Origin of the sequence: Bacillus sp. MYb56, assembly GCF_002976445.1 — a bacterium.
Lineage (GTDB): Bacteria > Bacillota > Bacilli > Bacillales > Bacillaceae_G > Bacillus_A > Bacillus_A mycoides.
Map to the genome: position 1 here is coordinate 81,852 of NZ_PCOH01000019.1, position 15,309 is coordinate 97,160.

General features: G+C 37.8%; 14 protein-coding genes. 1 reads left to right on the forward strand and 13 read right to left on the reverse strand.

Features of this window, described 5'->3' with window-relative positions; all coding sequences use genetic code 11:
• Positions 1-52: 52 nt before the first annotated feature.
• The 11 genes from ftsY to CQ058_RS20805 all read right to left on the reverse strand — a co-directional run bounded on the left by ftsY (position 53) and on the right by CQ058_RS20805 (position 13,777).
• Complete coding sequence (gene ftsY / locus CQ058_RS20755) at positions 53-1,042, reverse strand: signal recognition particle-docking protein FtsY (protein WP_002088200.1); 990 nt, start codon at positions 1,040-1,042, stop codon at positions 53-55.
• A 14-nt stretch (positions 1,043-1,056) separates the two neighbouring features.
• Complete coding sequence (gene smc, locus CQ058_RS20760) at positions 1,057-4,626, reverse strand: chromosome segregation protein SMC (protein ID WP_002014517.1); 3,570 nt, start codon at positions 4,624-4,626, stop codon at positions 1,057-1,059.
• A gap of 148 nt (positions 4,627-4,774) precedes the next feature.
• Positions 4,775-5,512, reverse strand: a complete 738-nt coding sequence (rncS, locus tag CQ058_RS20765; protein WP_002033792.1) for a ribonuclease III — start codon at positions 5,510-5,512, stop codon at positions 4,775-4,777.
• A gap of 58 nt (positions 5,513-5,570) precedes the next feature.
• Positions 5,571-5,804: an acyl carrier protein gene (acpP, locus tag CQ058_RS20770; protein WP_002014515.1), complete on the reverse strand. Its 234-nt coding sequence runs from the start codon at positions 5,802-5,804 to the stop codon at positions 5,571-5,573.
• Between the two features lie 69 nt (positions 5,805-5,873).
• Complete coding sequence (fabG, locus tag CQ058_RS20775) at positions 5,874-6,614, reverse strand: 3-oxoacyl-[acyl-carrier-protein] reductase (protein WP_002014514.1); 741 nt, start codon at positions 6,612-6,614, stop codon at positions 5,874-5,876.
• Complete coding sequence (gene fabD, locus CQ058_RS20780) at positions 6,614-7,558, reverse strand: ACP S-malonyltransferase (protein WP_002190506.1); 945 nt, start codon at positions 7,556-7,558, stop codon at positions 6,614-6,616. The genes fabG and fabD overlap by 1 nt, the downstream gene beginning before the upstream one ends.
• A gap of 14 nt (positions 7,559-7,572) precedes the next feature.
• Positions 7,573-8,565 (reverse strand): phosphate acyltransferase PlsX, encoded by a 993-nt coding sequence (plsX, locus tag CQ058_RS20785; RefSeq protein WP_002128828.1) that lies wholly within the window; start codon positions 8,563-8,565, stop codon positions 7,573-7,575.
• Positions 8,562-9,155, reverse strand: a complete 594-nt coding sequence (fapR, locus tag CQ058_RS20790) for a transcription factor FapR (protein ID WP_000747354.1) — start codon at positions 9,153-9,155, stop codon at positions 8,562-8,564. Before fapR ends, plsX begins: the two co-directional genes overlap by 4 nt.
• Before the next feature lie 88 nt (positions 9,156-9,243).
• Positions 9,244-11,292 (reverse strand): ATP-dependent DNA helicase RecG, encoded by a 2,049-nt coding sequence (recG, locus tag CQ058_RS20795; protein WP_002190508.1) that lies wholly within the window; start codon positions 11,290-11,292, stop codon positions 9,244-9,246.
• A gap of 423 nt (positions 11,293-11,715) precedes the next feature.
• Positions 11,716-13,392, reverse strand: a complete 1,677-nt coding sequence (locus CQ058_RS20800; RefSeq protein WP_002014508.1) for a DAK2 domain-containing protein — start codon at positions 13,390-13,392, stop codon at positions 11,716-11,718.
• Between the two features lie 22 nt (positions 13,393-13,414).
• Positions 13,415-13,777, reverse strand: a complete 363-nt coding sequence (locus tag CQ058_RS20805; protein ID WP_002014507.1) for an Asp23/Gls24 family envelope stress response protein — start codon at positions 13,775-13,777, stop codon at positions 13,415-13,417.
• Positions 13,778-14,155: 378 nt separating this feature from the next.
• On the opposite strand from CQ058_RS20805, the gene rpmB reads away from it, so the two are divergent.
• Entirely contained in the window at positions 14,156-14,344 is a 189-nt protein-coding gene (gene rpmB, locus CQ058_RS20810; protein WP_000124776.1) for a 50S ribosomal protein L28, read from the forward strand.
• Between the two features lie 73 nt (positions 14,345-14,417).
• Here rpmB and spoVM read toward each other — a convergent pair whose 3' ends face one another.
• Together spoVM and CQ058_RS20820 are read right to left on the reverse strand one after the other, a co-directional pair.
• A complete protein-coding gene (gene spoVM / locus CQ058_RS20815) occupies positions 14,418-14,498 on the reverse strand; it encodes a stage V sporulation protein SpoVM (RefSeq protein WP_001213599.1) in 81 nt (26 codons plus the stop codon).
• 66 nt (positions 14,499-14,564) lie between these two features.
• Positions 14,565-15,245 (reverse strand): thiamine diphosphokinase, encoded by a 681-nt coding sequence (locus CQ058_RS20820; RefSeq protein WP_002014506.1) that lies wholly within the window; start codon positions 15,243-15,245, stop codon positions 14,565-14,567.
• Positions 15,246-15,309: the final 64 nt, after the last annotated feature.

Sequence of the window (15,309 nt, forward strand, 5' to 3'; positions counted from 1 at the left end):
TTAACATCACATATTTTTATAAAAAAAGAAGCGGAAATACCGCTTCTTTCACTTACACTTCTTCTGTTTCTACTACGTTCGCAAACAAACCATAAACATATTGTTCTGGATCAAACTGTTGCAGATCATCCATTTGCTCTCCTAGCCCAACAAATTTCACCGGAACATCCATTTCGTTACGAATCGCTAAGACGATACCACCTTTAGCAGTTCCATCTAACTTCGTTAAAACAATACCAGTAACATTCGTGGCTTCACGGAATGTTTTCGCTTGGCTTAAACCATTTTGCCCTGTTGTTGCATCAATAACAAGTAATACTTCATGAGGAGCCCCTGGTACTTCACGCTCAATTACGCGCTTCACTTTCTCTAACTCATTCATTAAGTTTACTTTATTTTGTAAGCGTCCCGCTGTATCACATAGCAATACATCCACTTTACGGGCCTTTGCCGCTTGTACAGCATCATACATAACAGCCGCTGGATCAGATCCTGACCCTTGTTTAATTACTTCTACACCAACACGATCGCCCCATACTTCTAATTGCTCAATCGCCCCAGCACGGAATGTATCTCCTGCCGCCAATAGGACAGACTTACCTTCTGATTTAAATTTATGTGCAAGCTTACCAATCGTCGTCGTTTTCCCCACACCATTCACACCAACAAATAAAACTACTGTTAATTGATCCTCTTGTATATTAACTTCATTACTAAAATCGCTGTCACCTTTGTAAATGCCCACTAGCTTTTCAGAAATAACAGCCTGTACTTCTTTCGGATCTTGAATGTTACGACGTTGCACTTCTTCTTTCAACTGATCAATTAATTCCATCACTGTCGAAACTCCGACATCCGCACTAATTAAAATTTCTTCTAATTCTTCAAAGAAATCTTCGTCTATTTTGCGGTAACGGTACACTAAGTCATTTACTTTATCAGCAAATGAATTTCTCGTTTTTTCTAATCCTTGTTTAAACTTCTCTGTTACCGTATCCGTTTGTTTTGAAATTTTTTCTTTTAATTTTTTTAAAAAGCTCATACTTCCCATCCTTCCTATCTACTTGCAACAAGTTCTTCGCCATCATCTAAACGAACAGAAACAAGCTTCGACACCCCTGATTCTTGCATTGTTACACCGTACAATACATCAGACTCTTCCATTGTACCTTTTCGGTGTGTAATTACAATAAACTGCGTTTCATCACTAAATTTCTTTAAATACTGCGCAAAACGAGCAACGTTTGCCTCATCAAGAGCTGCTTCCACTTCATCTAGAACACAGAATGGAACTGGGCGTACTTTTAAAATACCAAATAAGAGCGCAATTGCCGTTAAAGCACGCTCTCCCCCTGAAAGTAAACCTAAATTTTGTAGTTTCTTCCCTGGTGGTTGCGCTACAATATCAATACCCGTATTTAGTAAATCTTCTGGGTTTGTCATTACTAAATCCGCTCTTCCACCTCCGAATAATTCAGAGAATACAGATTGAAACTCTGTTCGAATCCCTTCGAATGTAGTAGAAAAGCGTTTTTTCATCTCTTCATCCATTTCCGTAATAAGTTGATGCAATGTCGATTTCGCTTCTTCTAGGTCATCTCTTTGCTCTAATAAGAATGTATGGCGCTCTGCTACACGTTCATACTCATCAATTGCCCCTAAATTTACTGCGCCTAACTCTTCAATGGATAGTTTAATTAGTTTCACCTTTTTACGTGCATCTTCTGCAGGCATCATCATTGTATACTTAAGTTTTGCTGCTTCAAATGAAATAGTATATGTTTCACGTAAATGTTGCAATCTATTTTCCAGCTCTACATCAAGTCGGTTAATTTTCACTTCTTGATCTTTCAGCATCTCAAGAATATATTTATGTTTACCTATTGTTTCTTTCACACCGCGCTCTAAATGCTCGACTCTTTCTTGCAATGATACGCGTTGTTCACGACGAGAACGAATTAACTCCGAAGTTTGATTACGATCATACGCTTTCTTCTCAATCATATTCGTAATTTGTTCTTCGCCACTTGAATTAGATGTCATCTCTTGCTTTAAGAACGCTAAATCTTCTTTCGTTTTTACAAGCGTCGCATCAGTCTCTTCTTTTTCCTTCGTCAATCGTTCGACTTTTTCTTTTTGATTAGACAAACGTTGTTGTTGTTCAGCAGCTTGTACTTTTAGCTCCGTCATTTCCTTCTGAACTTTTTCTTTTGAAGAATATTGTTCACTTTTTTGTTTCGTTAAAACGACGATTTTGCTATCTAATTCCCCAATCTCAGCTTGAAGAGTCGCTAAAATCTTTTCTAACTCTTCTTTGCGCCCTTGCATTTTTACTTGATCTTGTAAAAATCCTTCAATCTCTAAATCGTAAATCGATAAACGATCATTAATACGATGTTCATCTAATTCTAAACGATTAATTTCTTCTCTTAGCTTCTGTTCATCTACACGTTCGGTCTCTACACCTTGGCGTAGCTCTCGTATTTGTACTTCTTTTTCTTGAATCTCTTGCTTTACTGCTTTAACAAAGTTTTCTAGCTTTGTTGTTTTTTCTTCCATGTCAGTTAGTTTTTTAGTCCACTCTTCAAGTTCACGTTGACGTCCCAATAAAGAGGATTTCGCCTGTTTTACAGCTCCACCCGTCATAGAACCACCCGGGTTCACTACGTCACCTTCGAGTGTTACAATACGATAGCGGTATTGCAGTTGTTTCGCTAACTCATTTGCTCCGCGTAAATCTTTCGCAACAACAACTGTACCTAATAAACTTGAAACTACATTCTCATATTTATTATTGTACTGCACAAGTTCTGCCGCTACACCGACAAACGATGGATGCTGATTCACAATGCGTAATTGATCAAATGATAGCGATCGGCTTTTAATAACAGCTTGAGGTAAAAACGTTGCACGGCCATGTTTATTTTGCTTTAAAAATGCAATTGCATTACGAGCATGCTCTTCTGTTTGTACTACGATATGTTGCATCGCTGCCCCAAGGGCGATTTCCATTGCGATTTCATATTCTTTCGGCACAGTCAGAAGTTCTGCAACAGCTCCCTCAATACCTTGTAGTCTATTTTCTCTAGCCTTTAATACTTCACGTACCCCTTGATAGAAGCCAGAGTAGTCCTCTTGCATCTCTTCTAACATTTCTTTACGAGAGCGCGCCTGTTGCACAAATTGATACGCTTGATACAGTTTCGTTTCATTTTCACTATACTGCGACTTACATTTCCCAAGTGCCGTTTCTGTCTTCTGTATGTTAGAAATAATGCCAGCTATTTTCTCTCTCGCTTGCTCATAGCTGTCTACAAGTTTCGCCTTTTTCGCTGTAATTTCCACACGCATCTGTACATACTTTTCATTTTCTTCATCAAGTCGTTCGTTTTTAGAGTTTTGCTGTTTTGATTGTTCTTCAATCATAGATAATTCATTACGAAGACTTGCTTGTTGATTTAAAAGTTCAATATAGTCACCTTTTAAATTCTCAATTTGTTCCTCTAAATTCTCAGCAAAAGTCGCAAGTAATTGCTCGTTATCATGCAATTTCTTCTCCAATTCTTTTACTTGATTCACAAATTGCATTAAAGCTTCTGTACTTGTTTCAATTTCGCCATCATAACTTGTAGTTTTCTCTGTTAACTCAACAATTAGCTTTTCAAGCTGCGCACAATGTGTCGTTGCATTTTGCTTTCTTTCCTTTAACAGCTCGCGTTGCCCTTCTAGTTTTTCTAGTTCTTTACTAGACAGAAGTAGAACTTCTTGTAAGGAATTTACAGATTCATCAACGGCTTGTAATTGCCCGCGTAATTCCTCAAGCTCTTCTTCACTTTTTTGTAAGTTCGCCGACATTTTAGCTTCTTCATCTTTATTATGCCCAAATTGATTTCGAAGCGCTTCCCACTTTTCATGTAATTCTTCAATTTCATGTACAATAAGCGCAGCTTCTACTTTCTCTAATTCTTCTTTTTTCTCAAGATAATCTTTCGCAATAGAAGCTTGTCTTTCTAGTGGTTCTACTTGACTACTTAATTCGTGAATAATATCTTGTACACGATTTAAGTTTTCTTGTGTTTCCGCCAATTTCCCTTCAGCTTTCTTTTTACGAAGTTTATATTTCAGCACACCCGCAGCTTCTTCAAATACACCACGACGTTCTTCTGATTTACTACTCAAAATCTCTTCGACTTTCCCCTGGCTAATAATCGAAAAAGCTTCCCTTCCCATACCAGAATCCATAAATAAATCAATAATATCTTTTAATCTACAAGATTGTTTATTAATATAAAAATCACTATCACCCGAACGAGATACACGACGCGTTACACACACCTCGTTATACTCAATCGGTAAGCGTTGGTCTTCATTATTTAAAGTTAATGTAACTTCAGCAACATTAACCGCTCTTCTCGTATCACTGCCGGCAAAAATAATATCCTCCATCTTTGCACCGCGTAATGACTTTGCAGATTGTTCACCAAGTACCCAGCGAATTGCATCAGTAATATTACTTTTCCCGCTCCCGTTAGGTCCTACTACAGAAGTTACACCTGGAACAAAATCGACAGATACACGCTCAGCAAAAGACTTAAATCCTGCTATTTCTAATCTTTTTAAAAACACGAAAGGCCTTCCTCCTATTCCCCGTTGTTGTAAACGTTGTCTATACGAAAACAAACTACTATACGGATTTCCCACTCCTTTTATTTATAAATAAAAGGAAAGTTTCATTCTATGCATAAGGAATCCCCCTCATTCAAAGGGGGATTCCTCATGATTGTTCTTTTAATTTTTTCAATGCTTCTGCAGCAGCTTGTTGCTCTGCCTCTTTTTTTGACTTACCACTTCCAAGACCTAATGCCTCATTATTTAAAGTTACACGGGACACAAATTCTCGGTTGTGGGCCGGTCCTTTTTCTTGCAAAATTTGATACTCAACATTGCCACTACCATCACGCTGAATCAATTCTTGCAATTGACTCTTATAATCCATCACATGAGAAAAAGCACCTTCATTAATTTTTGGATATACAACTTCTTTTAAGTATCCCCAAACTGTTTCTAGCCCTTGATCAAGATAAAGGGCACCAATAAACGCTTCAAAGACATCCGCTAATAAAGCTGGTCGTTCACGTCCACCCGTCATTTCCTCACCTTTCCCTAATAAAACAAGGCTACCAAATGACATTTCGTTTGCAAAACGAACAAGAGATGGCTCACATACAATAGCTGCACGTAGTTTTGTTAACTCTCCTTCGCTCATTGTCGGATATTTTTGAAACAGATACTGTGATACAGTGAGTTCCAATACAGCATCGCCAAGAAACTCAAGACGCTCATTGTCCTCATGCGGTTTTTTTCGATGCTCATTCACATACGATGAATGCGTAAACGCTTGAATCAATAATTTTTCATCTGTAAACGTAATACCTATCTCTTCTTGAAATACTTTAAAAGCTTCACGATATTTTGCTTCGTATTTTTTTTCTCTATGTTTTCGGTACGGCATAGGTCCCTCCAGATATAAGCCGAGAAGCCCCGTTAAAAAACGGGACTTCACTTAAGCATTATAGATGACTCTCTATGTAAGTCACAGCATCGCCAACAGTAGCAATCTTTTCAGCATCTTCATCAGAAATTTCCATTTCGAATTCATCTTCTAATTGCATTACAAGTTCTACTACATCTAGGGAGTCTGCGCCTAAATCTTCTTTGAAGCTTGCAGCTGGTACTACTTCAGTTTCTTCTACTCCTAAACGATCAACGACAATTTTGGTTACACGCTCTAAAACATCTGCCATTCTATTCACCTCCCCTCAAATATTATATAAAATATTGTCCAAAAAAACTAGGTGAAATCGATTCTTTTATTACATTACCATACCGCCATCAACATTTAACGTTTGACCTGTAACATATTTACTTTGATCAGAAGCAAAAAACGTTACAGTATTTGCGATATCTTGTGCTTCTCCAAACTGAGCTGCAGGAATTAATTTTAACATTTCGGCTTTTATATTTTCATCTAATACATCCGTCATATCAGTCGCAATAAACCCTGGAGCAATTGCATTTACAGTAATATTTCGGCTCGCTAATTCTTTTGCTGATGTTTTTGTTAATCCAATTACACCAGCTTTAGCAGCAACATAATTTGCTTGTCCTGGGTTTCCTGTTACACCAACAACAGAAGCGATATTAATAATACGTCCATGACGTTGACGCATCATATAGCGCGATACTGCTTTCGTACATAAGAAAACACCTTTTAAGTTTGTATTAATAACTGTATCCCATTCTTCTTCTTTCATACGCATTAATAAATTATCTTTTGTTACACCAGCGTTATTTACAAGAATATCAACTTGTCCAAACGTATCTACAGTTTGTTTCACCATTGCAGTAACATCATCAGCATTTGCAACATCTGCTCTTACTGCAATGGCATCTGAACCTAATTTCTTTATTTCATCAACTACTTCATTCGCCTTTTGCTCATTACCAGCATAATTTACTACAACATTTGCCCCTTGTTTCGCTAAATCAATAGCAATCGCACGACCAATCCCACGTGAAGCACCAGTTACTAATGCTACTTTCCCTTTTAACATCAGCTTTCTCCTCTCAAATTTGAAATGGTATCTCTTAATGTCTCTTCATCATATACCGCATATGCTTTCACTGAAGAATCAATCGACTTCATAAGACCAGCAAGTACTTTTCCAGGTCCGATTTCAATAAATGTATCTACCCCTTGATTCACCATATACTCAATAGATGGGTACCATAATACAGGCGAATAGAGCTGTTCAATTAGCTTTGCTTGAATATCTGTACCACGCGTAATAACATCTGCCGTAACATTTGCAATAACAGGAATATTCGTGTCTTGAATTGTAATTTCATTTAAAACACTTTGGAATTTCTCAGCAGCTGGTTTCATAAGCGAGGAATGAAACGGTCCACTTACTTTGAGCGGAATTGCTCTTTTAGCACCATTTTCTTTCGCTCTTTGAGAAGCAAGTTCTACTCCTTGCTTTGTTCCAGAAATAACAATTTGCTTCGTACTATTCATATTAGCAATTTGTACTGCATATCCTTCACTTGTTACTTCTTCTGTAACTCGTTTCAGCATATCCGGATCCGCACCTAAAATAGCTGCCATTGCACCTTCCCCGCCTGGAACAGCTTCTTCCATATATTCCCCGCGTTTCCTTACAGCATATACAGCGTCTTCGAATGTTAATGCACCAGCAGCTACAAGAGCGCTATATTCACCTAAACTATGTCCTGCGACAAAATCAGGTGTAATATCATACTCCTTCAAAGCTGTTAAAATTGCAAAGCTCGTTGTTAATAGTGCCGGCTGCGCATTTGTTGTTAATGTTAACTTTTCTTGCGGTCCTTCAAAAATCACTTCTGAAAGAGAATCATGCAAAACCTCATCCGCTTTTGCAAACACTTTCGCAACCTCTTTATTATTCTCCGCTAACTGTCTACCCATTCCAACTGCCTGTGAACCTTGGCCCGGAAAAAGAAATGCTATTTTTCCCATTTCAAATCCTCCTCTTATTGAAGCGGCTCCTTCTCCATTACACTTGAAATTGTAGGAATTACTTCTTTCGCTACCATTTCTCTCGTTTGACGAATCGCACTAAATATCGATTGGTCATTAGAAGAACCGTGAGCCTTAATGACAGGAGCTTTCAATCCAAACAACGCCGCTCCCCCATACTCCGAATAATCCATTTTATCTTTCAATACCATAAGTTTTGGTTTTAATACCGCTGCTGCTAATTTGCTCGTAAACGAACTCATTAATTGTTCTTTTAACATAGAGAATAACGCAAGTGCTGTTCCTTCTAATGATTTTAGCGCTACATTACCCGTAAAACCATCACATACAACAACATCTGCTACACCTTGCAATAAATCTCTTGATTCAACGTTTCCAACGAAATTAATTGGTGCATCCTTGAGCATAGCAAAGACTTGTTTTGAAAGCTCGTTTCCTTTACCATCCTCTGTTCCAACGTTTAAAAGTCCAACGCGTGGATTTTTAATTCCTCTTACCTTCTCTGCGTAAACAGAGCCCATTACTGCATATTGATATAAATGAATTGGTTTTGCATCAACGTTGGCTCCAACATCTAACATAACAAAACCTTCTCCATCAACAGTTGGCATTGTAGGTGATAAAGCTGGTCGTTCAATTCCTTCCATACGACCAACAACAAACAATCCAGCTGCCATCAAAGCTCCTGTACTACCTGCTGATATACAAGCATCCGCTACGCCGTCTTTTACTTGCTGCGCCGCTAGTACCATTGAAGCTTGTTTTTTTCGACGAACCGCTCTTACTGGTTCGTCTGTCGATTCAATTTTTTCGTCCGTATGAAGTATAGTAATTCGCTCTTCACTCGTTAAATATTGACGAATTCCCTCTTCTTTCCCTACTAACGTAATATGTAAATCTGAGTATTCCTTAATAGCTTTCATTGCTCCTAATACTACAGCCTTTGGTGCATGATCGCCGCCCATTGCATCTATTGCGATTTTCATAAGTTGTTACCTTCCTCACTATAATTACTAGATCGATACATTTCAAAAGTGCCTGTAAAGACAAGTTCTTCTCCAACAAAACTACGCACTTTGACAACCGTCCGTCCTTTATCATTCTCTACATCTTCAACACGTACTTTTGCAACAACACGCTCTCCTAATTTTACAGGACGAATATATCGAATGGTGGACTTTGCAGTTAAAGCTAATTCTTCATCAATAACCGCAACAGCTAGTGAGTTTGCTTGTGCAAACAAATGATGCCCACGAGCAATTTGATTTCTTTTAAATACATGTTCTACCTTTACTTCAAAGATAGAAATCGCATGTCTATCTAATTCTATATCAATAATTTCTCCGACAACCTCTTCTAACGGTAAAGATTTCACGTCTTCTTCATGTTGTTTTGTAGCCACATGCTTAATTCGTTCTCTTAATTCAGGAATAGATAATTCCATACGATCAAGACGAACAGTTTGTATGCTCACTTGAAATTTTTCCGCTAAATCTTCATCCGTTATAAAAGGATTCGTTTCTATTGTTTGTTGTAATAATTCTTGTCTTTCTTTTTTACTTCTTCTTTTTTTCATACCGCACCATCCATTTTTATGACTAGGTACTAAAAGTAGTATATAATCATTAAAAGTAGAATGCAACAAAAACTTTTGCAGACTACTTTTAATCGAGCTTCTCTCCCTGGAACACACCTGTCCCATCAAGATAAGTACGCAGCGAAGCATACTGATCATTATGCCAAAACGCTTCTGAATCAACTAGTATCGCTGCATCTTGTCTTGCTGTTTCTAACGCCCGATAATCATGTACCATATCAGCAACCTTAAATTCTGGTAGACCACTTTGCTTACTTCCAAAGAAATCCCCAGGACCTCGTAACTCTAAATCTTTTTCTGACAATACAAATCCATCATTTGTTTCAGTCATAATGCGCATTCTTTCTTTTCCCGTTTCTGATTTCGGGTCCGCAATTAATAAACAATATGATTGTTCACTACCACGCCCAACACGCCCCCTCAGCTGATGGAGCTGTGATAAACCGAAACGTTCCGCGTCATAAATAACCATAACAGTCGCATTTGGTACATTCACGCCTACTTCAACAACTGTTGTCGACACAAGAATTTGCACTTTATTTTCACTAAACTGTCCCATTATCTCTTCTTTTTCTTGAGATGATAGTCTCCCATGCATTAATCCAACTTGGCATTTCCCTTGATAATGATGAGTCAGCATACTATGTAAGTCGATAGCATTTTGTACATCAAGCTTCTCAGACTCTTCAATAAGAGGGCAAATAACATATGCCTGTCTTCCTTTTTTTATCTCTTTCTCCACAAAGCCGAGGACACGATCTAACATATCATGTTTTGCCCAGTACGTTTCGATTACCTTTCTACCAGCTGGCATTTCGTCGATAATAGAAACGTCCATCTCTCCAAATGCAGTGATAGCTAACGTACGCGGGATTGGGGTCGCCGTCATAAACAATACATCTGGACTTTCACCTTTCTCACGTAAAACCCGGCGCTGCACCACACCAAATCGATGCTGTTCATCGGTAATAACGAGACCTAACCTATGAAATATAACTTCGTCTTGAATTAAAGCGTGCGTTCCAACAAGGATGTCTACTTCTCCCTGTTCTAATCTCGACAAAATTTCTCGACGTCTCGCACCTTTAACAGAACTTGTTAGCAATTCAACCTTCATACCGAAATGTGAAAACGTCTCCGCGAGCGACTGATAATGTTGCTCGGCTAAAATTTCTGTAGGAACCATCAAAGCACCTTGATAATGAGCCAATTTCGCCGCATAAAGAGCAATCGCAGCAACAACTGTTTTCCCAGAACCTACATCCCCTTGCAATAATCGATTCATTCGGTACGGAGATATCATATCTTTCATTATTTCATCTACAACCCGGCGTTGTGCGCCAGTTAATGGGAACGGAAGCGCATCAGTAAACTCTTGCAATTCTACTAATGAAATTTCCTTTTTCGTCCCTTTCGAGTTTTCCCTTTCCATTTTCCGTAATGTTTGCATTTTCAACTGAAACAAGAAAAACTCCTCATATACAAAACGGCGACGCGCTTGCTTTAAGTCTTCCTGTCCCACTGGAAAATGTAACCCTCTGAGCGCTTCATAGCGTGATAATAATTTATATCGACTTAACAAACCATCTGGTAACACTTCGACTATAGAATCTCCATACTCCTTAAATGCTTGTGCAACAAACCGGCGCATCTGTTTTACTGTCAGTTTTCCTTTCACTGAATATACAGGTTCTACTTCTTGTTGTCGTACAACCGGTCCAAAATTCAGTTCTGATACAGCAATTGTTTGGCGATGCTGATCCCATTTACCAGTAATCGTTACCGTTTCATCTAAATTTAACTTTTGTTTATAGTATGGTCTATTAAAACATACAGCTGTAATTAAATAACGACCGACGAGAACACGAACTGTAAGACGTGACTTCTTCTTCCCATAATATTGCAGTAAAGGAGCACTATGAACTTTCCCCTCAACCGTTACACGCTCGTCATGCTTTACTTCAGCAAGATCTTTCATCGCATAGTCTTCATAGCGGTACGGAAAATGTTCTAATAGATGAGAAACTGTATAAATTCCCATCTCGTGTAACAACTCAGATGTTTCTCCTCCGATTCCCTTTACATCCGTAACAGGAACTTGTACAACTTCATTCAATATTCTCACGCTCCGTCACATTATTTTCTTTGATTCATTCTATTGATTATCCATTATTATCATTGACATCTGTAATCGCTCTCTTTCACCTTATATATTCTATCATAGGCATTCTAAGAGAAACTACTCTAATCCCTCTATATAAAGTGAAACTATAATCAGTGGGCGCTTACGGGCAGTTAATCTCCCACTTAACTTCTTTGCTCCAGCCGAATATAGGGGTGGAAGTTTTACTGCCCACAAATAGCGGGATAAAACAAAGTTGTACAATACGTAAGAAAAGAGCCTCACTATTAGCAGCAAGGCTCTTTTCTATCATCAATATGCTAGCCTTTTGAATAAAAACTAGTAATAAACTTCATATCACTATTTCTTATCCATTAGCTAGTAAGTAACCCATTTATTTTCAAATCGAATCTTTTCTTATTCTACAGAGAAGATGAAAGAATACACCGGTTGGTTCCCTGCATGTACTTCTACTTCTGCATCTTCAAAGTTCTCTTCTACAAACGCAACTAATTTAGCCACTTCTTCATCTGTTGCATCTTCACCTTGTAGAATCGTTACGATTTCAGAATCCTCATCAATTAGCGCTTCTAGTAATTGCTTTGCAGCTCCTACTTTCTCAGCATTTGTAGATACAATTTTCCCATCTGCAATACACATAAAATCATCTTTTTGAATCGCTACACCGTCAATTTCCGTATCACGAACAGCATACGTAATCTGACCTGTTTTCACATGAGCTAAAGCTTCTTTCATGTTTTCTTCATTCTCTTCTAGCGTTCCAACTGGATTAAATGCTAACATTGCAGCCATACCTTGAGGAACTGTTTTTGAACGAATAACAATAACTTCTTGTTCTACAACTGACGCTGCTTGTTCTGCTGCCATCACGATATTCCCGTTATTTGGTAAGATGATGATTTTTTCAGCATTCGCCTCTTCAATCGCCTTCACAATATCCTCCGTACTCGGATTCATCGTTTGGCCACCTTCGATAACTTTCGTTGCACCAATGCTCTCAAATAGAGTTTTAATACCCGATCCCATAGCTACAGTTACAATACCATACGGTTGTTTCTCTATTGGCTGATTCGTTTGTTCAGGTACCATGCTAGGTTCATCTAATAAAGCAGTATGCTGTTCACGCATATTTTCTACTTTGATCTTAATTAGACTACCGTAACGTTGTCCATAGTTCATAGGATCTCCAGGATGTTCCGCATGAATATGAACCTTTACAACCTCATCATCCGATACAACAAGTAGTGAATCTCCGTACACACTAATATCTTCACGGAATTTTTGTTCAGAGAAATTATGTTCCTTCATTTTTCCAGGCTCTAATTTCACCATGAACTCCGTACAATATCCATACTTAATATCTTCTGTACTCAATTGGCTTTGTACACTACGGTGATGTTCTGCACGTACCATGTCATTCATAGATGGTTGGGCAGGCATATCAGAAGAAATCGTTTCTCCTTTTAAGTCAGCTAAAAATCCTTCATATACAACAACAAGACCTTTACCACCGCTATCTACAACGCCAACTTGTTTTAATACAGGTAATAAATCTGGCGTACGATTTAACGATGCGTTTGCTTCTTTTACAACGTCTTCCATAAACAAAACAAAGTCGCGCTGTTTTTTCGCAACTGTCACTGCATATTTACCCGTTTCTCTTGCAACCGTTAAAATCGTTCCTTCAATTGGTTTCATAACCGCTTTGTAAGCTGCCTCTACTCCAGCTTCTAAAGCTGCAGCAAAATCAACTGTCGTTAATTCTTCTTTTTGTTCAATGGATTTAGAGAAACCACGGAATAACTGAGATAAAATAACCCCAGAGTTACCACGAGCTCCCATTAATAATCCTTTGGCTAAACTTACACCGACTTTACCAGCATGCTGCGAAGGATTTGCTTTCACTTCACGTGCGCCTGAAGTCATTGATAAGTTCATGTTTGTACCGGTATCGCCATCTGGAACTGGGAATACGTTTAATGCATCAACAAGCTGAACATTATTTGTTAAATTATTGGCTCCTTGAATGATCATTTGTGATAAACGTTTTCCATCAATTTTTTGAATTGACACAGATTTTCCTCCTTAATGCACATTACAAGTTTATTACTTTAACTCCTTGTACGTAGATGTTTACAGAATCTACTGCTAGTCCTACAGTTTGATCTAATGTATATTTCACTTTAGTCTGCACGTTATGTGCTACTTCTGAAATTTTCGTACCATAGCTCACAATAATATACATATCAATATGTACTTCATCTTCATTTTTACGAACAATAACGCCTCTAGTGAAGTTTTCTTTTCGTAAAATTTCTGTTAATCCATCTTTTAACTGATTTTTTGATGCCATACCTACGATACCGTAGCAATCTACTGCGGCACCTCCAGCAATTGTTGCAATTACATCTGTACTAATATCAATTTGACCGTACTTCGTTTTAATTTCAATTGACATCTCGTTTCCCCCTTCATAAATGGTGAAAGTGAGCTAGACTACTTTAGTTACTATCATATAATCTTTTTAAAGAAAATTCCATCGTTCTTTCTTTTTCACTCTCATATTTTATGTTTTAAATTACATTTTTTTATGATGAGCAAAATAGTCCATTGTTATTATACAACATGTACCACTATAATATGTCAAGCAATTTTTCTTGATTTCACCTTTTCTTCATTGACATATAGTGTCAAGTATTTTTTCTTGATTTCTTTTTCCTACGGTGTTGCATTCTCTTTTTAGTTGTGTTAAATTATAGTAGTGTTTTTAGCATCGCATAAAAGACTAATATTGAAAAATTACGTATGTTACGGTAGTTAAGGGAGGGAAATATAAATGGCTCGTGTTTGTGCTATCACTGGAAGAAAAGCTCGTTCTGGTAACTCTCGTTCTCACGCAATGAACGCTACAAAACGTAAATGGGGCGCTAACCTTCAAAAAGTTCGCGTACGCATCGACGGAAAAGTTCAACGTGTTTACGTTTCTGCTAGAGCATTAAAATCTGGCAAAATCGAACGTGTTTAATAATAAAAAAAAGAGCCGCTAGGCTCTTTTTTTATTATACCATTGGAAAAAGCACCGGTAATAGGTGCTTTTTTTAGTCTTTTTTGAAGGTATTTAACATCGCACGAACAATTCCACCAAGAAATTTAGGTAACTTAATTGTATAAAATCTCATGGTTTCCCTCCTAATCCCCATTACTCCACTTGTTCACTATATGATGCAAGGAGCAAAATTGTTTCTTCAATCAGTGCTTCTTATCATCATTAATATGCCAGAAGTGAATGAAAAAGTACCTTTTTCCTCAACGAGTTCATTACTAATACAAAGTGTCGATCCCCACTCTATTGTTTTATTAGTAAGGGGATACTTAAAACCGTGAAGTGTAATACCTTCTACCCTTTCAGTAACTGGTACAAATGATACGTATGGAAAATGTTCGTTTCCTTCAATTATATACATACCAAACTTTTTCACCATTATTTCATTTTTATTGTCCACAATACACATTTCTATATTTACTTCTAATCCCTTTAAAAGCATCTGAATATTTGCTAAACCATGATCAAGTCTTCCACCAGTAGCACCAAAAATACGAATTAATTTTGGTTTCTGTTCTAAAGCCCAGCTAATTGCAATTTCTAAATCTGTTTGATCTTTTTCTCGCGGGACGATATGTAATTCATTTGTTTGTTGCCTCATCCATGCTAATTCCTCATCAGTAACTGAATCATAATCCCCAAACGCAACAGCCGGAGTGATTCCTCTTTTCAACAAACGGTACACTCCTCTATCAACGGCCGCCCAAACTACTTCTTCATTTTCATACCGCGAAAAATCTGCGCAGTATTCTGCAGGTCCTCCCGCTAAAATATGAATAATCATTTTTCCTTCCCCTTCTATTGTAAAAAGGCAATCTGCCATTCGGTAGATTGCCTTTCTCCTTATTTGCCACTCTAACATGTATAAATAGTGAAGTCTTAATGAA

Bases quoted from the DNA above. Each gene is read 5' to 3' on its own strand.
- ftsY (WP_002088200.1), bottom strand. From the start codon at position 1,042: ATGAGCTTTTTAAAAAAATTAAAAGAAAAAATTTCAAAACAAACGGAT.
- rncS (WP_002033792.1), bottom strand. From the start codon at position 5,512: ATGCCGTACCGAAAACATAGAGAAAAAAAATACGAAGCAAAATATCGT.
- spoVM (WP_001213599.1), bottom strand. From the start codon at position 14,498: ATGAGATTTTATACAATTAAGTTACCTAAATTTCTTGGTGGAATTGTT.
- fabD (WP_002190506.1), bottom strand. From the start codon at position 7,558: ATGGGAAAAATAGCATTTCTTTTTCCGGGCCAAGGTTCACAGGCAGTT.
- CQ058_RS20820 (WP_002014506.1), bottom strand. From the start codon at position 15,245: ATGGCAGATTGCCTTTTTACAATAGAAGGGGAAGGAAAAATGATTATT.
- fabG (WP_002014514.1), bottom strand. From the start codon at position 6,614: ATGTTAAAAGGGAAAGTAGCATTAGTAACTGGTGCTTCACGTGGGATT.
- acpP (WP_002014515.1), bottom strand. From the start codon at position 5,804: ATGGCAGATGTTTTAGAGCGTGTAACCAAAATTGTCGTTGATCGTTTA.
- CQ058_RS20805 (WP_002014507.1), bottom strand. From the start codon at position 13,777: ATGTCAATTGAAATTAAAACGAAGTACGGTCAAATTGATATTAGTACA.
- plsX (WP_002128828.1), bottom strand. From the start codon at position 8,565: ATGAAAATCGCAATAGATGCAATGGGCGGCGATCATGCACCAAAGGCT.
- rpmB (WP_000124776.1), top strand. From the start codon at position 14,156: ATGGCTCGTGTTTGTGCTATCACTGGAAGAAAAGCTCGTTCTGGTAAC.
- fapR (WP_000747354.1), bottom strand. From the start codon at position 9,155: ATGAAAAAAAGAAGAAGTAAAAAAGAAAGACAAGAATTATTACAACAA.